The 26,079-nt window shown below is 67.0% G+C and carries 25 protein-coding genes and 2 tRNA genes; 13 read left to right on the top strand and 14 right to left on the bottom strand.

Going from position 1 to position 26,079, the window contains the following annotated elements:
• Positions 1-14: 14 nt before the first annotated feature.
• Complete coding sequence (locus ACV7NN_RS00500) at positions 15-1,331, top strand: ion channel protein (RefSeq protein ID WP_463347648.1); 1,317 nt, start codon at positions 15-17, stop codon at positions 1,329-1,331.
• Between the two features lie 30 nt (positions 1,332-1,361).
• Here the strand turns inward: ACV7NN_RS00500 and clpX are convergent, their stop codons facing one another.
• The 6 genes from clpX to ACV7NN_RS00470 form a co-directional block, all read right to left on the bottom strand.
• Positions 1,362-2,636 carry an ATP-dependent Clp protease ATP-binding subunit ClpX gene (gene clpX / locus ACV7NN_RS00495; protein WP_463347647.1) on the bottom strand — a complete coding sequence of 425 codons (1,275 nt, stop codon included), beginning with the start codon at positions 2,634-2,636 and terminating at the stop codon, positions 1,362-1,364.
• A 122-nt stretch (positions 2,637-2,758) separates the two neighbouring features.
• The gene (locus ACV7NN_RS00490) at positions 2,759-3,427 is read right to left on the bottom strand and encodes an ATP-dependent Clp protease proteolytic subunit (protein ID WP_463347646.1); all 669 of its coding nucleotides are present in this window, start codon (positions 3,425-3,427) and stop codon (positions 2,759-2,761) included.
• A 25-nt stretch (positions 3,428-3,452) separates the two neighbouring features.
• Positions 3,453-4,040, bottom strand: a complete 588-nt coding sequence (locus ACV7NN_RS00485; protein WP_163289967.1) for an ATP-dependent Clp protease proteolytic subunit — start codon at positions 4,038-4,040, stop codon at positions 3,453-3,455.
• A 150-nt stretch (positions 4,041-4,190) separates the two neighbouring features.
• Positions 4,191-4,676, bottom strand: a complete 486-nt coding sequence (locus ACV7NN_RS00480; protein WP_463347645.1) for a tetratricopeptide repeat protein — start codon at positions 4,674-4,676, stop codon at positions 4,191-4,193.
• Between the two features lie 76 nt (positions 4,677-4,752).
• Entirely contained in the window at positions 4,753-6,150 is a 1,398-nt protein-coding gene (tig, locus tag ACV7NN_RS00475; RefSeq protein WP_463347644.1) for a trigger factor, read from the bottom strand.
• A gap of 52 nt (positions 6,151-6,202) precedes the next feature.
• Positions 6,203-6,280: transfer RNA gene (locus ACV7NN_RS00470), tRNA-Pro, on the bottom strand.
• Between the two features lie 178 nt (positions 6,281-6,458).
• Between ACV7NN_RS00470 and ACV7NN_RS00465 the strand changes: the two genes are divergently transcribed.
• Positions 6,459-6,532 (top strand) — tRNA-Gly (locus ACV7NN_RS00465).
• Positions 6,533-6,889: 357 nt separating this feature from the next.
• Complete coding sequence (locus ACV7NN_RS00460; RefSeq protein WP_463347643.1) at positions 6,890-7,453, top strand: hypothetical protein; 564 nt, start codon at positions 6,890-6,892, stop codon at positions 7,451-7,453.
• 1,486 nt (positions 7,454-8,939) lie between these two features.
• On the opposite strand, the gene ACV7NN_RS00455 is transcribed toward ACV7NN_RS00460, so the two are convergent.
• Positions 8,940-9,248, bottom strand: a complete 309-nt coding sequence (locus ACV7NN_RS00455) for a hypothetical protein (protein ID WP_463347642.1) — start codon at positions 9,246-9,248, stop codon at positions 8,940-8,942.
• A 107-nt stretch (positions 9,249-9,355) separates the two neighbouring features.
• Between ACV7NN_RS00455 and ACV7NN_RS00450 the strand changes: the two genes are divergently transcribed.
• Positions 9,356-10,057: a DUF5995 family protein gene (locus tag ACV7NN_RS00450; RefSeq protein WP_463347641.1), complete on the top strand. Its 702-nt coding sequence runs from the start codon at positions 9,356-9,358 to the stop codon at positions 10,055-10,057.
• Positions 10,058-10,069: 12 nt separating this feature from the next.
• Here the strand turns inward: ACV7NN_RS00450 and ACV7NN_RS00445 are convergent, their stop codons facing one another.
• The 3 genes from ACV7NN_RS00445 to ACV7NN_RS00435 form a co-directional block, all read right to left on the bottom strand.
• Positions 10,070-10,423, bottom strand: a complete 354-nt coding sequence (locus ACV7NN_RS00445; RefSeq protein WP_463347640.1) for a ribonuclease E inhibitor RraB — start codon at positions 10,421-10,423, stop codon at positions 10,070-10,072.
• Between the two features lie 87 nt (positions 10,424-10,510).
• Positions 10,511-11,170, bottom strand: a complete 660-nt coding sequence (locus ACV7NN_RS00440; protein WP_463347639.1) for a response regulator transcription factor — start codon at positions 11,168-11,170, stop codon at positions 10,511-10,513.
• Between the two features lie 16 nt (positions 11,171-11,186).
• Positions 11,187-12,545, bottom strand: coding sequence for a sensor histidine kinase (locus ACV7NN_RS00435; RefSeq protein ID WP_463347638.1), 1,359 nt, complete (start codon positions 12,543-12,545; stop codon positions 11,187-11,189).
• 214 nt (positions 12,546-12,759) lie between these two features.
• Between ACV7NN_RS00435 and ACV7NN_RS00430 the strand changes: the two genes are divergently transcribed.
• Positions 12,760-13,245, top strand: a complete 486-nt coding sequence (locus ACV7NN_RS00430) for a Dps family protein (RefSeq protein WP_463347637.1) — start codon at positions 12,760-12,762, stop codon at positions 13,243-13,245.
• A 169-nt stretch (positions 13,246-13,414) separates the two neighbouring features.
• Here the strand turns inward: ACV7NN_RS00430 and ACV7NN_RS00425 are convergent, their stop codons facing one another.
• From ACV7NN_RS00425 to ACV7NN_RS00410, 4 genes are read right to left on the bottom strand one after another with little or no spacing between them, the layout of a single operon-like run.
• Positions 13,415-14,884: an amidohydrolase gene (locus tag ACV7NN_RS00425; RefSeq protein ID WP_463347636.1), complete on the bottom strand. Its 1,470-nt coding sequence runs from the start codon at positions 14,882-14,884 to the stop codon at positions 13,415-13,417.
• On the bottom strand, positions 14,881-15,513 hold the full coding sequence (locus ACV7NN_RS00420; RefSeq protein WP_463347635.1) for an FMN-binding negative transcriptional regulator: 633 nt from the start codon (positions 15,511-15,513) through the stop codon (positions 14,881-14,883). The genes ACV7NN_RS00425 and ACV7NN_RS00420 overlap by 4 nt, the downstream gene beginning before the upstream one ends.
• Before the next feature lie 3 nt (positions 15,514-15,516).
• Complete coding sequence (locus ACV7NN_RS00415) at positions 15,517-16,491, bottom strand: Fpg/Nei family DNA glycosylase (protein ID WP_463347634.1); 975 nt, start codon at positions 16,489-16,491, stop codon at positions 15,517-15,519.
• An 11-nt stretch (positions 16,492-16,502) separates the two neighbouring features.
• Positions 16,503-16,991, bottom strand: a complete 489-nt coding sequence (locus ACV7NN_RS00410; protein WP_463347633.1) for a ribose-5-phosphate isomerase — start codon at positions 16,989-16,991, stop codon at positions 16,503-16,505.
• Between the two features lie 120 nt (positions 16,992-17,111).
• On the opposite strand from ACV7NN_RS00410, the gene ACV7NN_RS00405 reads away from it, so the two are divergent.
• From ACV7NN_RS00405 to ACV7NN_RS00370, 8 genes are all read left to right on the top strand, one after another.
• Positions 17,112-17,798 carry a hypothetical protein gene (locus ACV7NN_RS00405; RefSeq protein WP_463347632.1) on the top strand — a complete coding sequence of 229 codons (687 nt, stop codon included), beginning with the start codon at positions 17,112-17,114 and terminating at the stop codon, positions 17,796-17,798.
• 116 nt (positions 17,799-17,914) lie between these two features.
• Positions 17,915-20,473: an aminopeptidase N gene (gene pepN / locus ACV7NN_RS00400; protein ID WP_463347631.1), complete on the top strand. Its 2,559-nt coding sequence runs from the start codon at positions 17,915-17,917 to the stop codon at positions 20,471-20,473.
• Positions 20,474-20,663: 190 nt separating this feature from the next.
• Positions 20,664-21,575: an ATP-binding cassette domain-containing protein gene (locus ACV7NN_RS00395; RefSeq protein ID WP_463347630.1), complete on the top strand. Its 912-nt coding sequence runs from the start codon at positions 20,664-20,666 to the stop codon at positions 21,573-21,575.
• Positions 21,572-22,393: an ABC transporter permease subunit gene (locus tag ACV7NN_RS00390; RefSeq protein ID WP_463347629.1), complete on the top strand. Its 822-nt coding sequence runs from the start codon at positions 21,572-21,574 to the stop codon at positions 22,391-22,393. Before ACV7NN_RS00395 ends, ACV7NN_RS00390 begins: the two co-directional genes overlap by 4 nt.
• 10 nt (positions 22,394-22,403) lie before the next feature.
• Complete coding sequence (locus tag ACV7NN_RS00385) at positions 22,404-23,678, top strand: sensor histidine kinase (RefSeq protein WP_463347628.1); 1,275 nt, start codon at positions 22,404-22,406, stop codon at positions 23,676-23,678.
• Positions 23,678-24,370, top strand: coding sequence for a response regulator (locus ACV7NN_RS00380; protein ID WP_463347627.1), 693 nt, complete (start codon positions 23,678-23,680; stop codon positions 24,368-24,370). The genes ACV7NN_RS00385 and ACV7NN_RS00380 overlap by 1 nt, the downstream gene beginning before the upstream one ends.
• A gap of 45 nt (positions 24,371-24,415) precedes the next feature.
• Positions 24,416-25,582 (top strand): mechanosensitive ion channel family protein, encoded by a 1,167-nt coding sequence (locus ACV7NN_RS00375; RefSeq protein WP_463347626.1) that lies wholly within the window; start codon positions 24,416-24,418, stop codon positions 25,580-25,582.
• Positions 25,583-25,587: 5 nt separating this feature from the next.
• Positions 25,588-26,073, top strand: a complete 486-nt coding sequence (locus ACV7NN_RS00370; RefSeq protein WP_463347625.1) for a globin — start codon at positions 25,588-25,590, stop codon at positions 26,071-26,073.
• Positions 26,074-26,079: the final 6 nt, after the last annotated feature.

Raw genomic sequence — 26,079 nt, 5'->3', positions numbered from 1 at the left:
ATGGATGGGGCACCATGACAGATCAGCCGGCACCGACAGACATTCCGACCATCCGCACCCTTGTCCGGCTCTCGGTCCCCGCCGTGATCGTCGGCGTCGCCTCGGCCCTCGTGCTGTTCGCGCTCGACTGGGTGGCGGACGTCATCGACAAGGGCGTCTGGACGGACCTCCCGAAAACCATCGGGGTGGACCCGTCATCGGGCTGGTGGATCTTCGGCGTCCTCAGCGTCACCGGACTCGCCGTCGGCCTCGTGGTCTGGTTGGTGCCGGGTCATGCGGGCCCCGATTCGGCGACGACCGAACTGATCGGGCCACCGCTCAAGCTGGCCGTCCTGCCGTCTCTCGCACTGGCTACCGTCCTGGCTCTGGCCGGTGGCGTCAGTCTCGGACCCGAGAACCCGATCATCGCCATCAACACCGCCCTGTTGGTGGCGCTCGTGGCACGGCTCTGGCCGCGAGTCCCCTCGCAGCTGATCGTCCTGATCACGGCGGCGGGCACGATCGGCGCGCTCTTCGGCACACCGGTCGCCGCGGCACTGGTCTTCACTGGCATCGTCGCCGCCCTGAAGACGGGGGGAGCCCTCTGGGATCGCCTGTTCCTCCCCCTGGTGTCCGCCGCGGCCGGTTCCCTGACGATGACGCTGCTCCAGCATCCGAAGTTCACCGTCCCGATGCCCGCGTACACGACGGTCCACGCGATCGACCTCGTGTCGGGCGTCGTGATCGGAGTCGTCGCAACCCTCATCGGTCTTGTGGCCGTCTACCTGTTCCCGCTGGTTCACCGCCTCTTCCACGCGATCGGCAATCCGGCCATCTACATCACGCTCGGTGGCATGGTGCTCGGTGTCCTCGGCGCGATCGGCGGGCCGATCACCCTGTTCAAGGGCTTGTCGCAGATGAGTGAGCTGATCCAGACGCGCACGAATTATTCGGCGTGGCAGCTGGCGATGATCGTCATTGTGAAGCTGATCGCGCTGGTGGTTGCCGCGTCGGCCGGCTTCCGCGGCGGTCGGATCTTCCCGGCCGTGTTCATCGGAGCCGCCGTTGGCGTTCTCGCGAACGCAGTGGTGCCATCCGTCCCGATGGCGGTGGCGGTCGGCTGCGGCATCCTCGGTGTGACGCTGGTGATCGCACGGGATGGGTGGATCGCCATCTTCGTCGGTGTCGCAGTGACCGGTTCGATCGCCGTTCTTCCACTGCTGTGCCTGGTGGTGCTGCCGACCTGGTTGATGGTGTCGCGTGCGCCCGAGATGCGTATCAGCCTGCCGGTGGTTCCTGCCCCCGGCCCGAAAGCACCGAGCACGCCGGCGTCGCCCCCGTCAGGAGCGTGAAGCCCGTCAGGAGCGTGAACAGCTCGCTGCTTAGGCGGATTTCTCTTCGCGACGCGGGCGGTGAGGGACGATCGTCGGTGCCGCGTTCTCGAGCACGGCCTCACGGGTGACGACGACACGCGCGACTTCGCTGCTCGAGGGGACCTCGAACATGATCGGCCCGAGCACCTCTTCCATGATCGCGCGGAGTCCGCGAGCACCGGTCTTGCGCAGCACGGCCAGGTCGGCGATAGCCTCGAGGGCCGAGGGCTCGAAGTCGAGTTCGACGCCGTCGAGTTCGAACATGCGCTGATACTGCCGCACGAGCGCGTTCTTCGGCTCGGTCAGGATCTGCATGAGTGCATCCTGGTCGAGCGGGGTCACCGTCGTGACGACCGGAAGCCGTCCGATGAATTCGGGGATGAGGCCGAACTTGTGCAGGTCTTCGGGAAGAACCTCGCTGAAGAGGTTCATATCGTCACCCTTGCTGTGCAGCGGGGCGCCGAAGCCGATGCCTTTCTTGCCTGCGCGCTGGGAGATGATGTCTTCGAGCCCGGCGAACGCGCCGGCGACGATGAACAGAACGTTCGTCGTGTCGATCTGGATGAACTCCTGGTGCGGGTGCTTGCGGCCGCCCTGGGGCGGCACCGAGGCGACCGTGCCCTCGAGGATCTTGAGGAGCGCCTGCTGGACGCCCTCACCGGACACGTCACGGGTGATCGAGGGGTTCTCGGCCTTGCGGGCGATCTTGTCGACCTCGTCGATGTAGATGATGCCGGTCTCGGCCCGCTTGACGTCGTAGTCAGCGGCCTGGATGAGCTTGAGGAGGATGTTCTCGACGTCTTCGCCGACGTAGCCCGCCTCGGTGAGCGCTGTCGCGTCGGCCACGGCGAACGGAACATTGAGACGCTTGGCGAGCGTCTGCGCGAGATAGGTCTTGCCGCAGCCGGTCGGGCCGATGAGGAGGATGTTGCTCTTCGCGATCTCGATGTCGTCGATCGTGTCGGCCGAGGTGATCGTGGACCTCGCGCGAACGCGCTTGTAGTGGTTGTAGACGGCGACGGCGAGGGCGCGCTTGGCAGCCTCCTGCCCGATCACGTACTCCTCGAGGAAGCCGAAGATCTCTTTCGGCTTGGGAAGGTCGAACTCGCTGGTGGCTTCTTCGCCGGCCTCTGCGAGCCGTTCTTCGATGATCTCGTTGCAGAGTTCCACGCACTCATCGCAGATGTAGACGCCTGGACCGGCGATGAGCTGCTGGACCTGCTTCTGGCTCTTGCCACAGAAGGAACACTTGAGCAGATCGGCGCTTTCCCCTATGCGAGCCATCCGTCACCCTCCTCCTTGGGTACTTTCTTCGAGCCTAGCCTGTGCGAGCGACATCGAGCGCGCAATCGTCGAAGCGAAACGGCGCGCCGCCCGAGGGTGACGCGCCGTTTCCGCAGATGTCGCTATTTGACGAGAGCCGGAAGAGTCTTGCGGCTGGTCAGCACCTGGTCGATGAGACCGTATTCGAGTGCTTCCTCGGCCGACAGGATCTTGTCGCGGTCGATGTCCTTGTTCACCTGCTCCTGCGAACGGTTGGAATGACGCGCGAGCGTCTCCTCCAGCCAGGTGCGCATGCGCATGATCTCGTTGGCCTGGATCTCGATATCCGACGCCTGCCCCTGTCCGGCCTCGCCGACGGCGGGCTGGTGGATGAGGATGCGCGCGTTCGGCAGTGCGAGACGCTTGCCCGGCGTGCCTGCCGCGGTCAGCACGGCTGCTGCGGACGCCGCCTGGCCGAGGACGACCGTCTGGATGTGCGGCCGGATGTACTGCATCGTGTCGTAGATCGCGGTCATCGCGGTGAACGAGCCGCCCGGTGAGTTGATGTACATGACGATGTCGCGGTCGGGGTCCTGGCTCTCGAGCACGAGGAGCTGGGCCATGATGTCGTCAGCCGAAGCGTCGTCGACCTGTACGCCGAGGAAGATGATGCGGTCCTCGAAGAGCTTCGCGTAGGGGTCCTGGCGCTTGTAGCCGTAGGCCGTGCGCTCCTCGAAGCTCGGCAGGATGTACCGCGACCCCGGAGCCTGGACTCCGTTGAACGCCTGTCCGCCGAAAGTGGGGATGTTCATGTTCTTTCCTGTTCCTTCCGGTGGTCTACTTGACGTCCGTGCCGCCGCCGCCGACGACCTCGGTTGCGGTCTCGCGGATGTGGTCCACGAAGCCGTACTCGAGGGCCTCCTGGGCGGTGAACCAACGGTCGCGGTCACCGTCGGCGTTGATCTGCTCGACCGACTTGCCCGTCTGGGCTGCGGTGATCTCGGCGAGGCGCTTCTTCATGTCGAGGATGAGCGCCGCCTGCGTCTGGATGTCGCTGGCGGTTCCGCCGAAGCCACCGTGCGGCTGGTGCAGCAACACGCGCGCGTTCGGGGTGATGTACCGCTTGCCCTTGGTCCCCGCGGTCAGCAGAAGCTGGCCCATCGACGCGGCCATGCCGATGCCCACGGTGACGATGTCGTTGGGGACGAACTGCATCGTGTCGTAGATCGCCATGCCTGCGGTGATCGAGCCACCGGGCGAGTTGATGTAGAGGTAGATGTCTCGCTTGGAGTCCTCGGCGGCGAGCAGGAGCAGCTTCGCTGCGATCTCGTTGGCGTTCTCGTCACGCACCTCCGACCCGAGCCAGATGATGCGGTCCTTCAAGAGTCGGTCAAAAACACTCGGTTGCATGCCCGATTCGGCCATGTCTCGCTCCATTTCCTTGTCGCTTCGGAATCGAATCTATAGGAGCCAACACACGGAATCCGGTCTGTTCGCCGTGGGCAGATCAGCGCGCCGTGCAAGCGCGCCGATCTGGCGACGTCGAACCGAAACAGGCACAGTGCCGTGGGCAGGTCAGCGCGCCGTGAGTTCGGATGCGTAGCCGGCGACCGCGCGGCTGTAGAGCGGGAGGTGGGGTGCGAGCGCCGTGAGGGCGGCGGATGCGCCGGCCACGGCATCCCCTCGACTGACGAGCGCGAGCGCGAGGAACGCGCGCATCGCGTCCGCCAGGTCGTGGTCGGGATGCTCGTCCAGCTCGCCTCGCAGCAGTGCGACGCTTTCGTCGGGGCGTCCGAGGTTGCGGAGGGTGCTGGCCAGTTGGATGACCGCCTGGGCACGGTGCGGCTCGGCGAGTCCCAGGGCGAGGGCGCGCCGGTAGCGGGGTTCCGCATCCGCCTCGTCGCCCGCGTAGTCACGGGCGCCCGCCATTTCGAAGATGGCGCGGGCGTCGTCCTCCGGCCGTTCTCCGGCGAGGGCGTCGATGCGTTCGAGAACAGCGGCCTCGCCGAGCGCATCCGCCTGCGCCCAGACAGCGTCGACCCGCGCATCCCAGTCGTTCATCGTCTGTCCTTCGCTCCGCCGCAGATGCAGAACGGGCCGGACATCGTTCGACGTCCGGCCCGTTCTGTGCGGTGCTCTACTTCTTCTTCGACTTCTTGGCCGGCTTCTCGGCCGCCTCTTCAGCGGCTTCTTCGGCCTCTGCTGCTTCTGCGGTCTCGACGACCTCTTCGAAGATGTCTTCGCCGTCTTCGTCGCCGTTGTCCACGGCGGTGAACTCGGCGAGGTCGACCTTGTTGCCGTTCGAGTCGGTCACGTTCGCGCGACCGAGGACGATGGCGAGCGCTTTGTTGCGGGCGACCTCTCCGACCATCGACGGGATCTGGCCGTTCTCGCTGAGCACCTGGACGAACTCGTTGGGCTCCATGCCGTACTGCGCCGCGCCCTGGATCAGGTACTGGGTCAGTTCGTCCTGGCTGACCTTGACGCTCTCGGCCTGGGCGATCTCGTCGAGGAGGATCTGCGTCTTGAAGGTGCGCTCGCTCGACTCGGTGACCTCGGCGCGGTGCACGTCGTCCTCGAGGCGGTTCTCGCTCTCGAGGTGACGGTGCACCTCGTCTTCGACGAGCTTCTCGGGAACCGGCACCTCGACCAGCGCGAGGAGTTTCTCGACGAGCTGGTTGCGTGCATCCGCACCCTGACCGAAGGTCTTCGAGCGCTCGACCTGGCCGCGCAGGCTGCTGCGCAGTTCGCCGATCGTGTCGAACTCGCTCGCGATCTGCGCGAAGTCGTCATCGGCCTCGGGAAGCTCGCGCTCCTTGACGGCCGTGAGCGTGACGGTGATCTGAGCGTTCTCACCCTCGTGGTCTCCGCCCATGAGCGGGGCCTGGAATGTGGTGGTCTCCCCTGCGCTCAGCGAGTCGAGCGCCTCGTCGATGCCCTCGATGAGCTCGCCGGAACCGATCTCGTAGGAGATGCTGTTGGCGGTGTCGACCTCTTCGTCACCGATGACGGCGACCAGGTCGATCTGCGCGAAGTCGCCGGACTTCGCCGGGCGGTCGACCGTGACGAGCGTGCCGAAACGGCTGCGCAGGCGGTCGAGCTCCTCTTCGACGTCGTCGACGCTGACCTCGGCCGCGTCGACCGTGATGGCGACGTCGTTGTAGTCGGGAAGGGCGATCTCGGGGCGCACGTCGACCTCGATGGTCAGCAGCAGGTCGCCGGAGAAGTCCTTCTCGTTCGGCCACTCGGTGATGTCCGCCTCGGGGCGGCCCAGCGGGCGCAGGTCGTTCTCTTCGACAGCCTGGCGGTAGAACCCGTCGAGACCCTCGTTGACCGCGTGCTCCAGGACGGCAGCCTTGCCGACGCGCTGGTCGATGATGGGCGGCGGAACCTTGCCCTTGCGGAAGCCGGGGATGTTGACCTGCTCGGCGATGTGCCCGTAGGCGTGGGTGATGCTGGGCTTCAGCTCCTCCGGCGTCACCGAGATGGTGAGCTTCGCGCGTGTGGGGCTGAGCTTTTCGACCGTGGTCTTCACGTGTTGGGTTCTCCTGATAGTTGAACGATGGTCTCTGCGGAGGTTATGAGGTTGGTCGGGGCGACAGGATTCGAACCTGCGACCTCCCGCTCCCAAAGCGGGCGCTCTAGCCAAGCTGAGCTACGCCCCGGGTTCGTCGACCTCAACCCGCCCGGTCCGTTTCCGCGACGCGAACGAACCCGTCGGGGGCGAAAGACCACGCGCAAGTCTACTGCACTGGCATGGAGCCCGCTGACCCGCTCGGTGCGGTGGTCGGGGCGCCCAGCGAACCTGTACTACGATGTTCGGGTGCCCGGCTGAGCCGGCGCGGGGATGTAGCTCAATGGTAGAGCCTCAGTCTTCCAAACTGATTACGCGGGTTCGATTCCCGTCATCCCCTCCATATGAACACTGGCCTCGCGCCGATCTTCCCGCTCGGCCGTGCCCCCTAATTTCTTTGAGGACGCCCCCACAAGTCGCTACGTCAGCGGGTGTTGTGTAGTCACAACACTAGGTCTAGGCTCGTCACGTGGTCAGCAAGGGGCGTCACCCCAAGAAGGAGATAGCGGACGCGATCTTTGAGCTACCCCGTAGGAAGTTCACTGTCATCGAGATCCACAACGGCCACCGTTGGGGCGTCATCCGATGCATAGCTTGCGGAGCCACCCTCGCCATCTGGTCAACGCCGAGGGTTCCGCAATATCTAGCCGAGGCGATCGCCAAGTTCGCTATCAAACACAACCACTAGAAGGGGCAGGTCATGAGCACTCACACATTTACCGTCATCCTCGATCGTGCGCCGAGTGACGACGACTTTGACCGTATCTTTGATGTCGGTCTCGATGACACAACTCCCGAGGTCTCGGGCGGCCGAGGGCTGCTCCACGTCGCCCGCGATGCTGCGACACTCGATGACGCGATCGTGAGTGTAGTGCTCGACGCCGATCGGGCCGGATTCACCGTGACCGCGATCGAGGACGACGACCTGGTCTCTCTCAAAACGGTTGCCGAGCGCCTCGGCCGGTCATATGAGAGCGTGCGGCTCCTGGCGAATGGGCAGCGTGGCCCCGGCGGCTTCCCGACTCCGCTCTCTGGCGATGGTTGGTCTCTCTATTCGTGGGCCGGAGTCTCCACCTGGTCTCGCGAATATCTGGGGACCGGCGATGAGGTCGATGATCACGCGCGCACCCTCGCCGCGGCCGACCTCCTGGTCCGCGCGCGCCTCTTGCTCCGCGGCCGCGAAGAGCGAGATCAGCTCGGCAATATCATCTTCCTCGACCACCCCCGGGGTGATGATGACGAGCCGGGCGTTGACGTCGACTAGCTTGCCCCTCCCTAACGCACGAGTAGCCCCCCCGGCCGTGAGTGGCCGAGGGAGGGGCTAACTATCTATTCACGGGGCGGAGCTGGAGCCGTCGCCGGAACGGGCGGCACGTGCTTGTAATGGCACGAGTCACACGTCGAGCGGCAGTCGCAATTCGGTTCGGTGCAACGGTGTTGGCGGAGACAGGACATCGCTACTCGGCGGAGTGTTTACGGTCGTAGCCCGGCTTGCGGGCGACGACGAGCAGCCAGCCGAACCAGGACCACTTGCGCTCGAGCCACGAGGCCGCCGTTCACCTACGTGTACCCGCTCGAAAACCGCACGCGCGACGCCGCCGACATCATGGGCGGGCTCGCTCCCGTGCCCACTATCGTGCCCCCTATGTTTGCCACATCGAGCCACATCCAGCCAAACAACGGGGCCGAGATCCGCGGAAGATGGCGGTAGGCGACATCCAGCCACGCGGCCCCACCAAACTTCCAAACTGATTACGCGGAGTCGATTCCCGTCATCCCCTCCCAAGAATCTCCGCGATTTCGGGGTACCGAAGGTGAGCGAGTTCAAGCCCTTTCGAGACAGTCCATGTGGACCGAGGTGGACATCTTTGAGCGAAAGGGATCACGCAAATGGCTACCGCACCACGTGGCGAGCAGATCAGGCGGGCTTACGTTCCTCAAGCCTTAGTTTTTGGATAATCCGAGCTCCGATAACCGCCTGAGCCGTTCGGGGAACGATAAACAGGCTTCCCCATCCAACTCCGACCGGGTAGATCGGAATGTCCTGATGACCCGTTTGAGTGCGGACTCGGATGTTCAGCTTGCCGATCCTGCGAAGGCCAATCTTGGACACACTCGGGAGTACGTCGAGTATTACGCCTTTGGGAATCTTCGTCACCAGATTGGGGTCGCCGACGCCACCCCAAACAAGCAAAGCGTCGGAACGGACCTCGAGTACATAAGACCCTGCGCGTAAGCCTGAGTACTGGTTCCCTAGCGAGATTGCGAGCATCGTGTCATCGCGGCCCGAGAACCCGACTAAGAGCGAATCTGGATGAGCTCGCTGCACAAGAACCCTGCGCCGAGCGGAGATGGAAACGATGACAAACGCGACTCCGAAAAGGAGGACGAGACCAGTGCCAAGACCGAGCAATTGGGGCACAAGCCAGGATGCTGTGTTCGGGGCCGCGCGCACCAGCGACACGGTCACAAGGGCAGAAAAGACGAGGGCTGAAATTCGAAGAACCCATCGATTCCGCGCACTCACGCAACCCTCATCTCACGAATGTCTTTCGGCGTTTGCGGGGAATACCCGTGCCACAGCCCACCACCACGCACCCCTGCAACAGGGACGTCGGGGCGATCTTACGCATAGGAGGCGGTCCCATATTTCATGAGGACCTCACAGAAGTTGACAGCCCGCGTAATCACGCGGAATCACAGAAGGCCGCGTCCCAACAACTGGGGGATGAGGCCGCCGAATTATGCCGCTACGACGTCGCGATCGACTGCGCGATCCACCAGGAGAGCAGGCTCAGCAGGATGCCCGCGAGCGGGTAGACGAACGCGAGGCGCCGGCGGACCAGCGCTACGATCCCGCCGATGACGCCGAGGACGGTGAACACCGGCGGAGCGAACACCCCGAGGAAGAACCCGATCGCGTGCGTACCGGTGGTGTCCCAGAGGAACACGCCGAAGAACAGCCCGATGCCGAGGCCGATCGAGCCGACGATCAGCAGGACGGTGGCGACGACGTCGCCGAGGTGCGCGCTCTCGGGCTTGGCGGGTTGGGTGGACACAGGGAAACCGTAGCGTCCGGCTCCGCGTTGCGTCCAGCATCCACTCTTCTGCAGAGACGCGATTCGTGGCAGCATGCACTCATGTCCCAGAAGCCCGCGGGTCGGGCATGACTCCCCCGGAATCGTCGGCCGTGATCGATGCTGTCGTCGGCGAACTGGATGCGGTGCGTGCGCCGCTCGCAGCATCCGATGGCATCGCGGTCTTCGTCGACGTCTACCGCCAGGTGACGGGCCTCGTCGCACAACGGGTGACGGAGGGGGTCTTCCAGGACCCGCCGTTCACGGAGGCTCTCGATGTCGCCTTCGCGGACATCTTCCTGCAGGTGCCAGCGGCGATCGCGGCGTTCAAGCCGGTCGCGAGAGCGTGGGCGCCGCTCGTCGAAGCTCGGGCATCCGGCCTGTTCCCCATCCAGTACGCACTCGCCGGCATGAACGCGCACATCAACCACGATCTCGCGGTCGCCGTGGTCGAGACCTGCCGGGAGCGCAACCGCGACCCAGAGTCGGGCACGATCCACGCCGACTTCGACCGCATCAACGACGTTCTGGCCGAACTGGTGCGGCCCATCCGCCAGGAGTTCCTCGACAAGACGGTCGTGCAGTACGGAGCGCCGCTGTCGCCGCTGGCCGACATTGTGACCAGCTTCTCGATGGATCGCGCGCGGGACGCGGCGTGGGCGTCGGCGCTGACCCTGTGGACCGTGCGTGACATTCCTGTTGTGGCCCAGGTCACCGAGCAGACGCTGGCGAACACGGTCAATCTGGTCAGCCGGCAGCTGCTGACGCACTTCCCCGTGCCCCCGCTGTAAGAACAGCAGCGCTCAGAGGCTGGCCTCCCAGCCGTCGTATTCGCCGCCGCGGATGGACGCAGCGAGCCCGCCGAAGAACGCGCGCGCATCGCGGATGGCCTCCGGGGTGACGACGGCATCCCGACGCTCGGCGATGACGATCCACTCCTCGCCGACGGCGGGGGCACCGACCCGCTGGAGCACCCATCCGTGGTCGACGGCCGCGGCGCAGGCGGCACGCGCTCCGCTCTCGTCCCGGAAATAGAGGTAGTGCACCCAGTGGCGAGGCGCGCGGATATCGCTCTTCCGGGCGATCAACGCGTACAGCTCGTCGTCCGCAGGGTCGCCGGTCGACGGCACTGGCGCACGCCTGGAGAAGAGACCCATACGGGGAGCGTATCGAGAGCGCAAACGGTCCGACAGCGCCAAAAAGGGAGGACTACAGCTGGTCCCACCCCAGGACAGGGGAGGCGCTCAGCGCTGCAGGAACGCGAGCACCGCGAGGACCCGGCGGTGGTCGTCTCCGGAGTCCTCGAGCCCGAGTTTCTGGAAGATCGCGGTCACGTTCTTCTCGACCGCTCCGACGCCGATGACCAGGCGAGCAGAGATGCCGGCGTTGGTGCGTCCCTCCGCCATCAGCTGCAGCACTTCGCCCTCGCGCGGGGTGAGCGACTCCAGCGGATCCGTGCGCCGGACGAGCAGCTCGCGCACGACCTGCGGATCGAGCACGGTGCCGCCGTCGGCGACGCGGGTGATCGCATCCTTCAACTCGTCGAGCGAAGCGATGCGGTCCTTCAGCAGGTAACCCATCCCGCCGCTGCCGGCCGAAAGCAGCTCCTGTGCGTACGTCCCCTCGACGTACTGGCTGAGCAGCAGCACGCCGATGCCCGGATGCTCGGAACGCAACCGGATCGCCGCACGGACGCCCTCATCCCGGAACGTCGGCGGCATCCGCACGTCGAGCACGGCGACGTCCGGTGCTGCCTCAGCGATCCCGGCGAGCAGGGCCTCCGCGTCGCCGTACGCGCCGACGGTCTCGAAGCCGGCCTCGTCGAAGAGGCGTACAAGGCCCTCGCGAAGCAGCACCGAATCGTCGGCCACCACGACGCGCAAAGCGGGGGGATGCGCAGGCATCCCCCCAGCATATTGCTCAGTCGGTGGGCGCCTCGGGGACCGGGATCCGCACGCCGATCCGCGACGGACCGCCCGCTGGGCTGTCGATCACCAGGTCGCCGCGCAGCCCGTGCGTGCGCTCTTCGAGCCCGGCCAGCCCGTGACCCGAGGTGAGTGTCGCTCCCCCGTGCCCGTTGTCTGTGACCCAGAGGTCGAGCATCCGGGTTCCGGCCGGGTCCGTGGACACATCCACATGCAGTCGTGCAGAGCTCGCACCCGAATGCCGCGACACGTTGGTCAGGAGTTCGGCGGCGATGAAATAGGCACTGCGCTCGATCTCCGACGGCAGGCGCAGGTCGGGTACAAGGCCGTTCTCGAACAGGACGGGAACGGTGCTACGAGCGACCATGGAGTCGAGAGCGGCCGAGAGCCCACGGTCCTGGAGGATGGGTGGCGCAAAGCCCCGCGAGAGGGCGCGAAGCTCGTCGAGGGTGTCCTGGGCCTGCTGGCCGGCCTCGGCGATGATCGCGCGCGCAGACTCGGGATCGCTGTCGAGCTTGCGCTCGGCGCTGGCGAGATCCATCTGGAGTCGGATGAGACGCTGCTGCGGTCCGTCGTGCAGGTCGCGTTCCAGGCGTCGCAGCGACTGGTCCTCGGCGACGACCGCCGCACCGCGCGACGCGGAGAGGTCGGCGACCTCGCGCTGGAGCGACTCCGAGCGCCACTGCCCGAGCACTCCACGGGCGACGACCTGGTGCATGAGCGTCATGCTGTGGGTGATGAACGGCAGCGTGACGAGCAGGATCACACCCAGGACGAACTCCATGACGTTCTCGCCGACGACCGGATTGAACGGCGCGACGGAGCCGGGGAACATCCATTCGTAGATCACCTTCGAGAGGTAGATCTGGCTGTCGGGATGCGGGAGGAAGCGGCTCCAGAACCAGTAGGTGACGCCGCCGAGGCCGACAGACACCCACACGACGGTCAAGACCCAGCTGATCATGCTGATGATCGGGTTGATCACCATGGCGTGCAGAAGGTAGAGCCAGTAGTGCCCGTTCGCATACGGGCCGAAGACGCCGCGCCAGAAGGTCATCGGCTTGCCGCCCGGGTTCCAGTCCGGCTCGCGGATCTCGGGCTGACCCGACCAGCGGAGACGAACGAGTTCGAGGGTCCCGAACCCGCGGGCGATGTACAGCGAGCCCGCGACGAGGAACACCCCGATGTAGATGATGAGTGTGCCGACGCCGGCCCAGAGAACGCCGTTCAGCACGCTGAACGCGACGTAGGCGATAGGCATGGTGAGTATAAGGAACCCGAGTTCGCGAGGAACACCGCGCCAGAGCTCGCCGTAGCCGCGGCGGGACGGTTGCTGTGGTCGGATGCTGCTCACAGCATCCAGAGTGTCAGATGGGTGGGTTGCTGTAGCCGATTGGATGGACATGGTTCAAGCCTCGCGAGTCGGGCGGCGCGTGCGAACCGGGCTCCCCTCCGAATCGGTTCGGGGGTTAACCCTCGGGCCCCTCGACGGTGACTTAGCGCAGCCTCAGCTTGCTTGCGGAATATTCACCGGCGCGTACCGTTGGGAAGCAACGAAAGGACGCCACATGACTGAGACCGTCACTGTTCCCCAGAGTGTTTCCAACCCGGACGTCGCTGCCGGGGTCGCGCAGTTCCTGAGCCCTGTCGTCGTCGACCTGACCGCGATCGTGGTCAACGGCAAGCAGGCGCACTGGCATGTGCGCGGCGCCAACTTCGTCGGGGTGCACGAGCTCCTCGACACCATCGTCGCCCACGCGCAGGGGTGGGCCGACACGGCCGCCGAGCGCATCGTGGCGTTGGGCCTGCCGGTCGACGCGCGCCTCGCGACCGTCGCGGCCAAGACCTCCACGGCGCCGCTCACCGCGGGCTTCCGGCAGTCGAACGACACGATCGCAGAGATGATCGCCCAGCTGGATGCTGCGCTCGCCTCCGTGAACACGGCCGTCGTCGAGCTCGACGAGCTCGACCAGACCAGCCAGGATGTCGCGATCGAGATCGCCCGCGGCCTCGACAAGGACCGCTGGTTCCTCTTCGCGCACATCAGCGAGTAGCCCGGTACGGTTCGAGAGGGTCGCCTTCGGGCGGCCCTCTCGCCGTTAAGGCCACCTGCCGGTCCGCGCGGGCGCGAGAGGATCGCCCACTTGGCACAAATTGCTGTTTCAGCCCCGCTGATAACGGCACCTTCTGCCAAGTGAGCGATGCTCGGCCGGGCGGAGACAGTCAGCCCAGGGCGCGGTGTGTGAAGCGTCCGCCGAGCAGGGTCGCGGCTACGGGCATCCGCCGCAGTTCGGCCAGCGTGCACGCGAGCGGGTCGCGTTCAACGATCGCCAGGTCCGCGACTTCGCCGACGGCGACGGAGGTGCGGACGGATGCGCTGAGCGCCACCTCGCGCGACACCGCGTTCTCCGGATGCCACGGTTCACGATCGCCGCGGGTGCGTGCGACGGCCGACGCGATCGACGCCCACGGATCGAGGGGCGCGACCGGCGCATCCGACCCGAGTGCCAGCGTCACCCCGGCGGCGTGGAGGGCTGCGAGCGGAAAAGCACGGTGCGAGCGTCCGGCCCAGAGCTCATCCGCGACATCCCGGTCGTCCATCGCGTGTTCGGGCTGGACGCTCGCGATGACACCCAGGCGCGCGAAGCGGGCGATGTCGGTGGAGGCCAACAGCTGCGCGTGCTCGATCCGCCCTCCGCAGCCCACCGCTTCGAACGCGTCGAGCGCAAGGGTGTTCGCGTGGTCTCCGATCGCGTGCACGGCGGGTTCGATGCCGGCCTCATGGGCCAGCCTCATGAGCGCGACGAGCTCGTCGGTCGGCACCGTGAGGATGCCGTGCGGATACGCGTCCCCGGCGGAAACCGGGTAGCTGTCGAAGCAGTACGCCGTGCGCGTGTTCAGCGATCCATCGGTGATGATCTTGAACGGGCCCACGGTGAGCAGTCCCGAACCTCCGTCTATCGCGGAGCCCGTGCGGAGGCCGAGGTCGATCGCGCGCCCGAGGTCGCGCGTGTAGATGCCGAACTCGACCCGCAGGCTGTCGTTCCCGTCGTGGATCCGGCGCAGCCACACGTCGCGGTTCCACGCCATCTCGAGGTCGACGACCCCCACGATGCCGCGCTCCGCGGCACGCTCGGCCGCCTCGTGTGCCCACGCATCCGTTTCGCGCTCCGAGCCTCCGAGCGATTCGAGAGCCGCGATCACGGCGAAGGCGTCGTCCTCCCGCAGCACCGCCGCGTCCGACCCCGGAGCGAATCTCGCTGCCGCCGCCGCGTTCAGCCAGCAGGCGTGGAGATCCCCCGCTATGAGCACGACCGGCCGGTTTCCGGCCACGTCGTCGAGGAGCTGCCTTGTCGGCTGGTCCGCCCAGCGCGCCGGGTGGTAGCCGAAACCGACGAGGATCTCGTCGCCACGGCGATCCGCGGCAGCGGCGGCGACGACGCGGGCGGCGTCTGCAGCCGACCCCGCACCCGAGACATCGATGCGTCGTGAGGTGCGCGCCCACTGTGTGAAGTGCACGTGGTTGTCCCAGAGCCCGGGCACGATCCAGCGTCCGTCGACCGACAGGTGCTCGGCCGAACCGGGAATGCTGTGGCCGGTCGGCGCGATCGACACGATCCGGCCGTCGTCGATGATGATGTCGACGAGCCCGTCGTGCTCAGGCAGTCGCGCGCCGCGGAGCGCGAGGCTCATCGGCGCATGCGGTCGCGCACGCGTCGCATCTCGGCAGCAAGTCCCCCGCTCGAGTATGGCCCGTCGCCCTCGAGTTCCGAGATGATTCGGTCCACCGTCTCCGGCTGTCGGTTCTGGCTCATCTTCGACTTCGCCACGATACGGGTCGGGGTCAGGCGCACGCCGACCGTGCCGCTCGAGATGCGTTCGGCGTATTCGGAATTCTCGGGGGTTCCGCGCATGCGTCGCGGTTCGGGCATCCGGTCTTCGAAGTGGTCGACGAGCGACGCGAGCACCTCGAGGTTCTCCTCGTCGCTCAGGATCTCGGGGACGCCGCTGAGGTGCACGACGATGAAGTTCCACGTGGGCACCGCGGGCTTCGGGTCGTACCAGCCCGGCGAGATGTAGCCGTGCGGACCCTGGATGATGAAGAGCACCTCGTGCTGCCCCAGTTCGTGCAGCTGTTCGTCGGGGCGCCCGACGTGGGTGACGAGCGACAGCTCCTCGCGCGACTCGTCGATGAGGACGGGATAGTGGGATGCGACGAGACCGTCGGACGTATTGCTGACGATCGTCGCCCACGGGTTCTCGCGGATGACCCGCGCGATCTCTTCGGGATCGGCGAGGACGAAGCTGGGATTCTGGCGCATGGATCAATTCTGGTCGACGGGACACCAATAAAGCTTGCGGCCGCCCAGAAGTTCCATCACGATGTGGGTTCCGCAGACACGGCACGGAAGTCCCTCGCGCTTGTACACCCAGTGGCGGTCGTCGCGCGATGCCATCGCTTTGCGGTAGGACTCGTCGTCGAGGTCGTCCATGGTCATCATCTGGCCGGTCTCGAACCCGATCCGCAGCAGCGTGACCCAGTCGCGCCAGAGCGCTCTCGCCGCCTCCTCGGTGACCTGTCTGCCCGGCGTGTGCGGGTTCAGGCGCGCCCGGAACAGCATCTCCGCCCGGTACACGTTGCCGATGCCGCTCACCACGCTCTGGTCCATCAGCAGCAGCGCGATCGCGGTCTGCTTGCGCCGCACCCCGGTGACGAATCGCGCCTCGGCCTCGGGGCTGTCGTCGTTGAGCGGGTCGGGCCCGAGCTTGGCGATCACCGCATCGACCTGGGCGGGGTCGAGCACCTCGCACGCCGTCGGACCACGCAGGTCGGCGACGGCCGTGTCCGTCAGCAGCCGCACTCTCACCTGTCCGATCGGCTCGGGCGGAAACTCGGTGATCTCGTCTTCGAGCTTCTCCGACTCTGCCATCCGCAACCGGGTGCGCCGCGGCGCCCCGATGCTGTGCAGCGAGTTCTCCCCCGCGCTGTCGAGCACCGTGCCCCGCTGGTTCGTCTGGCCCATGCGGCCGTTGGCGGATGCGATGGTCGGGTCTATCGAGATCTCGCCCGCGAAGTCCCATGCACCGTAGATCCCGAGGTGGATGCGCAGCCAGAGCCCGTTGTCGAACTCGAGGAACATCTGCTTGCCGACGGCCTTCGCGTCGGTCATCGTTCGGCCGTCGATCAGCGCAGCGCCCTCGGCGAAGCGCCCCTGCGGAGACGACACGGCGATGCGACGCCCGACGAAGTTCTGCGCGAACTGCCGGGCGATGCGGTGGACGGAGTGACCCTCAGGCATCGGCAGCTCCTCTAGGCGTCGACGTGCTTGCCTGCGATGGTGCCGGTCGCCTCGTATTCGGCGAGTTGAGCGATGCGGCGCACGTGGCGTTCTTCGAACGAGAACGGCTCCGCGATGAACGCGTCGATGAACCCGGTCGCCTCCTCGATCGTGTGCTGGCGGGCGCCGATGGAGATGACGTTCGCGTCGTTGTGCTGCCGGGCGAGCTCAGCTGTGCTGAGGTTCCAGACCAGGGCTGCGCGCACGCCGTGCACCTTGTTCGCCGCGATCTGCTCGCCGTTGCCCGACCCGCCGAAGACGACGCCGAGGGCCTGGACGCCCGCCTGCTGGTCGATGACGACCCCCTTGGCCGCATTGATGCAGAACGCCGGGTAGTCGTCGACGGGGTCGTACTCGGTGGGCCCGTGGTCGACCACCTCGTGACCGGCGTCGGCGAGGTGCTGTTTGAGGTGCGTGCTGAAGTCGAGACCGGCATGGTCGGTGGCGATGTGGATGCGCATTCGACCAGTTTATGAGGGGCCACCGTCACGATCGGGCGGGTTCACAGCAGGAGACCATTGATCTTCGAGCCCACAAGGAGCAGAGTCGGATACAACGGTCGATTTGCGCGGAGGCGCCAGATGCCAACTTCATCGGTTCCAGAAGTACTCGTTCCCATCCTCTCCGCCGGAAAGCACCGCAACCCCCGCCGGGGTGCGTGCTTCATGGAGTTCGCCTCCTACCTGGCCGGCGAACGCTGGAGCGATCATCCGTCCTGCACCCACCCGGGCCTTGCCAATCTCGCGCGGGCGGTGAACGACACGATCTCGAACAAGGCGCGCAACACGCTGGCGCCGCTCATCCCGTCGGTGATCGGCCTGACGACCACCGACCCACGGCTCGAGATCATCATCGCGCTGCACGTCGCGTCGGCTGCGCTTCCCATCGCCTCGGAGGCCCGTCAGGATTCGCTGGCGGTCGGAGCGATCGTCTGCGACGCCGTGCTCACCCGGATGGGCGGGGCACCGAACGGAACGGAGGCTCCGATCGCGGAGGCCCTCCACGCCGCACCGGGCGCGGAGTCCTGGGCTCGTGAATTCCTCGGCCGGTACCAGACCAAGCTGCCGGATTCGACGACGCCCCGTCAGACCCAGGCACTGGTGCTCAGCGCTGTCGACGGGATCGCGCACGCGTTCGTCGAGGACAGGGATGAACGTCTCCGCTCGCTCCTGATCTCCACGATCGAGGTCAGCAAGCGTTTCATCCTGCTCGAGCAGCCCGTCGGGTCGAGGGTGCGGGAGCCGGTCGGGTCGCCCTTCGTCGCCTGATCCCTGGGAGGGCCGAACGGTCGGCGCAACCCGCCGACCGCGGTGGTGTGCGTGTCGCATAGGGTGGTGTGTTGGATCCATCCCCACGCCACAAGCGCATACCGAAGGAGTCAGCGTTGCCCGGAGAGAACCTCACCCGTGTCGAAGCACAGGAGCGCGCTGCGCTCATCCGCACCTACAACTACGAGGTCGATCTCGACCTGACGACCGGACCGGAGACGTTCCGCAGCACGACGACCGTCCGCTTCGGTGCCGCCGACGGTGCCTCGACGTTCATCGACGCGATCACCCGCACGGTGCACTCGGTGACCCTCAACGGCGTCGCGCTCGACCCAGCCGCGGTCAGCGACGGCGTGCGCATCCAGCTCGACGGGCTCCAGGTCGAGAACGAGCTCACCGTCGTCGCCGACGCGATCTACACCAACACCGGTGAGGGCCTGCACCGTTTCGTCGACCCGGTCGACGGCGAGGTGTACCTCTACAGCCAGTTCGAGGTCCCGGATTCCCGCCGCATGTTCGCGGTGTTCGAGCAGCCCGACCTGAAGGCGACCTTCCAGTTCACGGTGACCGCTCCCGGGCACTGGCAGGTCGTCAGCAACTCCCCCACCCCGGAGCCGGTCGACGCCCACGACGGTGCGAAGACCTGGACGTTCGCCGCATCCCCCGTCATCTCCTCGTACATCACCGCCCTCGTCGCGGGACCGTACGAATCGGTCCACAGCGAGCTCACCAGCCGCGACGGCCGCACCATCCCCCTCGGTGTCTTCGCCCGCAAGAGCCTCGCCGAGTACCTCGACGCCGACTACATCTTCGAGAAGACGCGCGAAGGCTTCGCCTTCTATGAGGAGAAGTTCGACTACGCGTACCCGTTCGAGAAGTACGACCAGCTGTTCGTGCCCGAGTTCAATGCGGGCGCCATGGAGAACGCGGGAGCGGTGACCTTCACCGAGACGTACGTGTTCCGTTCGAAGGTGACCGACGCGATCAAGGAACGCCGCGTCGTCACGATCCTGCACGAGCTCGCCCACATGTGGTTCGGCGACCTGGTGACCATGAAGTGGTGGAACGACCTGTGGCTCAACGAGTCGTTCGCTGAGTACGCGTCGACGCTCGCCACCGCCGAGGCCACCGAGTGGCACGAAGCGTGGACCACGTTCGCGGCGATGGAGAAGAGCTGGGCCTACCGCCAGGACCAGCTGCCGTCGACCCACCCGATCGTCGCGACCATCAACGACCTCGAGGACGTGCAGGTCAACTTCGACGGCATCACCTACGCCAAGGGCGCCTCGGTGCTCAAACAGCTCGTGGCCTGGGTCGGCCAGGACGACTTCCTCGCCGGCGTGGGCGCTTACTTCAAGGAGAACGCGCACGGCAACACCGAACTGCGCGACCTGCTCGTGCAGCTCGAGGCGACGAGCGGCCGCGACCTCACCGAGTGGTCGAAGAAGTGGCTCGAGACGGCGGGCGTGAACACGCTCCGCCCCGAGCTCGAGGTGGATGCGGATGGCGTCATCACCGCCTTCTCGGTGCTGCAGTCCGCGGCGCCCGACTACCCCACCATCCGCCCGCACCGCCTCGCCATCGGTTTCTACAACCTGGTCGACGCCGGAAACGGTGAGCACAGCCTCGTGCGTGACCACCGCATCGAACTCGACGTCGACGGTGAGCGCACGGACGTCGCCGAACTCGTCGGACTCCAGCGCCCCGACCTCGTGCTGATCAACGACGACGACCTGGCCTACGCCAAGATCCGCCTCGACGACGAATCGCTCGCGGTCGCGATCGAGCACCTCGCCAAGATCGAGAGCCCGCTGGCCCGCTCGCTGGTCTGGGGAGCCGTCTGGGATGCAACCCGTGACGCCGAGACGAAGGCCAGCGACTACGTGCGCCTCGTTCTGGGCAACATCGCCTCGGAGACCGAGTCGACGACCGTGCGCACCACGCTCAACCAGCTCGTGCTGGCCGCCGGCGCGTATGTCGCGCCCGAGCGCCAGAAGGCCACCGCCGAGGAGGCCGCGTCCGCCCTGTGGACGCTGGCCGAGCAGGCGGAGGCCGGAAGCGACGCGCAGTTCCAGTTCGTGAAGTTCTTCGCAGCGCTCGCTTCGACCGAGGAGCAGCTCGCCACGGTGGCCGCCCTGCGCGACGGCTCGACGAAGCTCGACGGCCTCGAGATCGACACCGACCTGGCGTGGGAGCTCCTCATCGCGCTGGCAGCGGGCGGCAAGGCCGGCACGGCGGAGATCGACGCGGCGCTCGCAGCGGACAACACGGCGAACGGCGCGCAGTTCGCCGCGCAGGCGGCCGCCTCGATCCCCACCGCTGACGGCAAGCAGGCCGCCTGGGACTCGGTGTTCGCCTCGGATGCACTGCCGAACACGATCGTGCGGTTCACCGGCCTCGGCTTCCAGCGCGCGGCGGACAAGAACGTGCTGGCCGCGTTCATCCGCCCGTACTTCGAGTCGCTGCAGGACATCTGGACGTCGCGAACCTACAAGATCGCGGAGTACCTGGTGGCCGGCATGTACCCGGCCCCGCTGGCGAACGTCGAGCTGCGCGACGCCACGAGGGCCTGGCTCGACGCCAACCCGGAGCCGGCAGCGCTTCGCCGCCTGGTCGTCGAGAACCTCGCCGGCGTCGACCGTGCGCTCGCCGCACAGGCGAAAGACGCCTCCTAGCGGTCTCCGCCTGACGAAGGGTCAGGTTCCGTCGGTCGGCTCCCAGCCCGACCCGCGGAACCTGGCCCTTTCGCTCGCTTCGGGGGGCTCGGACGGCGAATGCGGTGGTACTGCGGTACCACCGCGGCAGCGGCCAAGACGGGCCCAACGGCGGATTCGCGGCGGGTCCCGTGCTTCCTAGGCTCGAGACATGATCCAACTCGAACGACTGACCAAGACGTACGGCGCGAAAACCGCCGTCAACGACATCAGCGCAACAGTGCAGCCCGGAAAGGTGACCGGCTTCCTCGGGCCGAACGGCGCGGGCAAGTCGACCACGATGCGCATGATCGTGGGCCTCGACCGCCCGACCCACGGAACCGCGCTCGTCAACGGCAAGCGCTACGTGGACCACCGCGCGCCCCTCCACGAGGTGGGTGCGCTCCTCGACGCCAAGGCTGTCCACACCGGTCGCACGGCGTACAACCACCTGCTCGCCATGGCCGCCACGCACGGCATCCCGACGAAGCGCGTGCACGAGGTGATCGCGATGACCGGCCTCGAGGCTGTCGCAGGCAAGCGGGTCGGCGGCTTCTCACTCGGGATGGGGCAGCGGCTGGGTATCGCGGCCGCCATGCTCGGCGACCCGGCCACGCTCATCCTGGACGAGCCGGTCAACGGCCTCGATCCGGAAGGCGTGCTGTGGGTTCGCCAGTTCGCCCGCCAGCTCGCAGCAGAGGGCCGCACGGTGTTCCTCTCGTCGCACCTGATGAGCGAGATGGCGCAGACCGCCGACCACATCATCGTGCTGGGGCGCGGACGCATCCTGGCGGATGCACCGGTCCAAGACATCCTGACCGGCGCGACCCGCAACGCAGTGCGCGTGCGCACCCCGCATCCTGAGCAGCTCGCGAACCTCGTCGCGGGTCCGGATGTGACCATCACGGGCCTGGAGGCGCAACTCTTCGAAGTCGGCGGTCTCACCGCCGCCCAGGTCGGCGAAGCGGCGGCGCAGGCCGGAATCATCCTGCACGAGCTCACTCCCATCAACGCCTCCCTCGAAGAGGCCTACCTCGCCCTGACGCAGGACGACGTCGAATACCGGACGGAGATCTCCCGATGACCACTGCAACTCTCACCTATGGTCGTTCGGCCGGCACGGGCGCGATCACTTTCCCGCGCGTACTGCGGTCGGAATGGATCAAGCTGCGCACCCTCCGTTCGACGGTCTGGTCGTTCGCGATCGTCATCGTCGTGTCCGTCGGCCTCGCGTTCCTGATCAGCCTCGGCATCCCCGCGGGGCACGGCTTCGTGCCCGCAGCCCAGCAGCAGCAGATCGTCCTGAATGCGTCGCTGTTCGGGGTGTTCTTCGGGCAGCTGGTGATCGCAGTGCTCGGGGTGCTGGTCATCAGCGGCGAGTACACCACGGGGATGATCCGCTCCACCCTCACTGCGGTTCCCCGCCGCCTGCCCGCACTCTGGGCGAAGGCCGTTGTGCTGTTCGTCTCCTCGTTCGTGGTCGGGGCCATCGCATCCACCATCGCGTTCTTCGTCGCCTCGCCGATCCTCGGATCGAAGGGTTTCAGCGCGACGTTCGACGGCGATGTGATCATGCCCATCCTCGGCAGCGCGCTCTACCTCGCGATCGTCTCGGTCTTCGCGCTCGGTCTCGGCGCGGTCCTTCGAGCGAGCGCCGGCGGCATCGCCGCAGCGCTCGGCGCGATCCTGCTCCTTCCGATCGTGTTCACGATCGCTCCGCTGCAGTGGATGCACGACTGGGCGCCGTACCTGATGATGAACGCCGGGCTCTCGTCGTTCGGGCTCCGAGGCTTCGCCGGCGACAGCCCGCTGGACACCTGGCAGCAGGTGCTCGTCGTCGCCGGATGGGCGATCGTCTCGCTGGCAGCGGGGGCGATCCTCCTCAAGCGCCGGGACGCGTAAAGTCCCAACCATGACGCAACACGACCTCTCCCTCGGCGGGCCGGCTTCGTCCGCCGAGGGAGATCTGCGTCTGCCGAAGCCGCCGGGCGTCATCCGGCAGTTCTGGGCACGGCACCCCTGGCTCGTGGATTCCCTCATAGCCGGGTTCTACCTGCTCGGAGCGGTCGGGTCGTCGTTCGCCCAGCGGAGCGGGCCACCGACATCCGCCGCCTCGTTCGCGGTGCCACTCGCCCTTGCCGTCCTGTGCGCGGTCGCTCTGCTGTTCCGTCGCCACCGCCCGTGGGTCGTGTTCGCCGTCGGTCTCGCCTCGATGTTCGCGCTGGTACTCGTCGGGCGCGACTTCGACTTCCTGGCGGCACTGTTCGGCCTCTACGCGGTCGCTGCCTATCGGTCGACACGCGAGGGCTGGATCGCCTACGGGGTCCTCAGCGCGTTCACCGCGCTCGCGGGCGTCACTTATGTCGTGCTGCACGGCAACTCCGATGTCGCGCCGCTGGCCGCACCGCCGCTCAACGCGTTCATCCAGGTCGTGGTGCTCGCCCTGCTCGTCGTCGTCATCGCGATCAACATCGGCAACCGGCGCCGCTACCTGCAGGCTCTCATCGCTCGGGCAGGACAGCTCGCCCGCGAACGCGACCAGCAGGCGACGATCGCGACGGCGGCCGAGCGTTCCCGCATCGCCCGCGAGATGCACGACATCGTCTCGCACAGCCTGACCGTCATGATCACCCTGGCCGATGGCAGTGCCGCTCTCACCGCGACGGCGCCGGAGCGCTCGGCTGCGGCGATGCGACAGGTCGCCGAGACCGGTCGCTCCGCGCTCGGCGACATGCGGCGGATGCTCGGAGTGCTCAGCGAGGATGCGGGTGAGGATGCCGCGCGCGGGCCGCAGCCGGGAGCCCGCGACCTCGCGAACCTGATCGAGACGTTCCGGGCCGCAGGTCTTCCCGTGCGGTTCCGGGAGACGGGGACGGCGCCAGCCGACACCGGACAGCAGCTCACGGTGTACCGCATCGTGCAGGAGGCCCTGACGAACGTCCTGCGTTACGCACCCGCCGCATCCACGGTCGACGTCGCGATCACGTATTCGCCGGAGACGGTGACGGTTACCGTCGACGACGACGCAACGGTGCACACTCCGGCCGACCAGGGCGCGGGCCGGGGACTGCTCGGCCTCCGCGAGCGCGTCGGACTGTACGACGGCAGCGTGGAGGCGGGACCGCGCCTCACGGGCGGCTGGCGCCTTCACGCCGAACTCCGAGCCCTTTCATCCGAGGAATCATGATGACCGACTCTCCCATCGCGCATGCCGGCCAGCCCATCCGCGTCCTGATCGTGGACGACCAGCAGCTCGTCCGGCTGGGCTTCCGCATGGTGCTCGAGGCCGAGGCCGACCTGCACGTGGTCGGCGAGGCGGGCGATGGGGAGAGCGCTGTCCGGCTGGCAGTCGCTTCCTCCCCCGACGTGATCCTGATGGATGTGCGGATGCCCGGGCTCGACGGCATCGAAGCGACCCGCCGGATCGTCGCGGCCAACCCTGCCGCTCGGGTCATCATCCTGACCACCTTCGACCTCGACGAATACGCGTTCGGCGGTCTTCGCGCCGGAGCGAGCGGTTTCCTTCTCAAGGACGCACGACCCGCAGAACTCACTCAGGCCATCCGCTCCGTCGCGGCGGGCGATGCCGCCGTGTCCGGACGCGTCACGCGGGCGATGCTCGAGCTCTTCTCCGACCGGCTGCCGGCCGGTGGGTCACAGCGCCCGGAAGCCGATCCGACGGCCGCGCTGACGCCGCGCGAACGGGAGATCCTCCAGGCCATCGGCGAAGGGCTCTCGAACGGCGAGATCGCCCAGAGGTTCTACCTCACCGAGTCGACTGTGAAGACGCACGTCGGCCGCGTGCTGGCGAAGCTGGGGCTGCGCGACCGGGTGCACGCGGTGATCTTCGCCTACGAGAACGGCCTCCTCGCCCGGTGACGACTCAGGGACCGCCCAGAGCGCTCTCGATAAGCTTGCCTCCGTATGGTGATCACTTCAGCTAACTTCTGGTCCGACCTCGGCGCCCACGCAGCGGACGTGGGATGGGTTCTCGCGCAGATCGCGGGCATCATCGTCGGCGCATTCGTGCTGGCCTGGATCCTCCGGATCATCATCCGTCGTGTCGTGAGGCAGATCGTCAACGGCGTGAAGAAGACGCAGAACGTGCAGGACACGCAGGCGCTCGTCGCATCCCCGCTCGCGGCTGTGAGGGTGGTGCAGCGAACGCGCACGATCGGTACGGTCCTCAGCAACGTCGTCAACGTCACCGTCGGCATCATCGCGGTCATCCTCGTGATCAACACCGCGGCGCCCACCGCACTCGGCTCGCTCGCGCTGCTCACCGCGGCCCTCGGCGCCGGCCTCGGTTTCGGCGCGCAGAACATCGTGAAGGACGTTCTGAACGGGCTCTTCATGGTCATGGAGGACCAGCTGGGCGTCGGTGACGTCGTCGACCTCGGCTCTGCCACGGGCGTGGTCGAAGCGGTCGGCATCCGTGTCACCCAGGTCCGGGACGTGAACGGCACGCTGTGGTTCGTGCGCAATGGCGAGATCCTCCGCGTCGGCAACATGTCGCAGGGCTGGGCACGCGTCATCATCGACCTCGCTGTTCCGTACGACACGGATGTCGAGGCGGTCCAGGCGAAGATGCTCGAAACGGCGAACGAGCTGGCGACCAGCCCGAAATGGCGGTCGCGCATCCTCGAGAAGCCGGAGATCTGGGGCCTCGAATCGATCTCGGCCGACGCTCTCGTCCTCCGCATCGTCATCAAGACCCGCACCACCGCGCGTGACGACGTGTCGCGGGAACTGCGCATCCGCCTCAAGGAGACGCTCGACGAGATGGACGTCAAGCTCCCGGCCCTCAACACCATCGTCCTGAGCGGATTCGACGGAGCCGGGAGCGTCACCGGAGCGCGCCCTCCGCGCACGAAACCGGTCGCCGTCGTCGAGCAGCCGAAGGGGCGTAAGGCCCGTGCCACCCGCAAGGCCGCCGGCACCCAAGCGGCGGTGACACCGCGAGCCTCTGCGCCTGCACCCGCAGCCACGTCCCGCACTGCTCCGGCGAACCCGCAGTCGATGCCGGTGGTCGATCCGACGGCGAAGCTTCCGCGGACGACCGCCAAACCGCCTGCGAAACCGGAGGAATGACTTCCATGACGATCCCCCTCGGCCCGATCGAGCCCACCAGCGAGACGGCGGCACCGGCGTCGGTCGGGCCCAGCCCGGTCGTCCTCCGGGTCGGCGAGAACGGACCTGGGGTCGAGGGCACGTTCTATGAGCTCGTGGGCGGTCACGAGACGTTCCGCCGCCTGGTCGCCGAGTTCTATCGCGGCGTCGCGGCCGACCCCGAGTTGCGCGCGATGTATCCGGAAGAAGACCTCGGCCCCGCAGAGGAACGCCTGCGGATGTTCCTCGAGCAGTACTGGGGCGGCCCCGGCACCTACAGCGAGCAGCGCGGCCACCCGCGGCTCCGGATGCGGCACCATCCGTTCAAGGTCAACCCGGCCGCCAGGGACCGCTGGCTGACCCACATGCGCGAGGCCGTCGACTCCCTGCAGCTTCCGCCGCTGCAGCACGAGACGCTCTGGAACTACCTCGAACGCGCCGCCCACGCGATGGTCAACACCTTCGAGGAGTAGGTAGCG

The organism is Leifsonia sp. Ger2509 (assembly GCF_055231915.1).
The sequence above is the reverse complement of the archived record's forward strand: the minus strand, read 5'-3'. Positions and strand labels throughout refer to the sequence as shown.